The 751-nt window shown below is 25.8% G+C and carries 2 pseudogenes; both read left to right on the top strand.

Annotated features, from left to right (window positions below):
• Positions 1-449, top strand: a pseudogene (locus L8X97_RS08280) (hypothetical protein); the annotation flags it as partial.
• A 53-nt stretch (positions 450-502) separates the two neighbouring features.
• A pseudogene (locus L8X97_RS08275) lies at positions 503-751 on the top strand (hypothetical protein); the annotation flags it as partial.

The following is a 751-nucleotide window of genomic DNA, read 5'->3' as shown; positions in this document are numbered from 1 at the left end:
TAAATGTTTATCAATTTAATTTTGATGCATGGGGAAAAATATATAAAGCCTTAAGAAGTGATATAGTTGAGGGTAAGATAAAAGATCCAAGGGATGTAGATTCTACTTATGAAAGCAGAAGAGAATTTGATCGTTATATGGATGGGTATCAAAATGGTATGACAATTAATTACCATGTAGATATAAATAATTATAGAAGCGAAGAATCGGCTAAATTATTTATGGATTCATTGGTATTGGAGGCCAAACTCGCAGCTCTAACTCCACCTCAAGGCTATCCTAATGCACCTTATTATTTTAGTCCAGAAAGATTAGAATGGGATTATAAAAATTATCAATTAGATAAACTCCTTGATCCAAGAATTCCCGCCATATATAGATATAATTTTCCAGAGGATTTAAGAGCTAAAATACTAGCTTATGCTAAAGAACATAATATAAAAGAGTAATTTAATCAAAACAAAAAAATATTTAAAGTAAAATTAAAATAAAAGGACAAACAATGCAAAAAATGCTTCAAATTGATTTAGAAAAAAGAAAAGCTTTAGAGAATTTAAAAAATTTAAGCTTATTGGGTTTTGGTGGAGTTATGTTATTTAATCTAAATAAAGATGATGTGATTAAAGATAATGATATTTTTTCTATGCATAATATGAATCATTTTTTACAACTTAGTTTAGATCAATTTTACATACCTAATGCTTTTTTAAATATTTTAGAATTTTTACATATTAAAAAACATATTGATATA

The sequence above is a fragment of the Campylobacter sp. CNRCH_2013_0671h genome, assembly GCF_025773055.1.
Lineage (GTDB): Bacteria > Campylobacterota > Campylobacteria > Campylobacterales > Campylobacteraceae > Campylobacter_D > Campylobacter_D lari_D.
The sequence above is the reverse complement of the archived record's forward strand: the minus strand, read 5'-3'. Positions and strand labels throughout refer to the sequence as shown.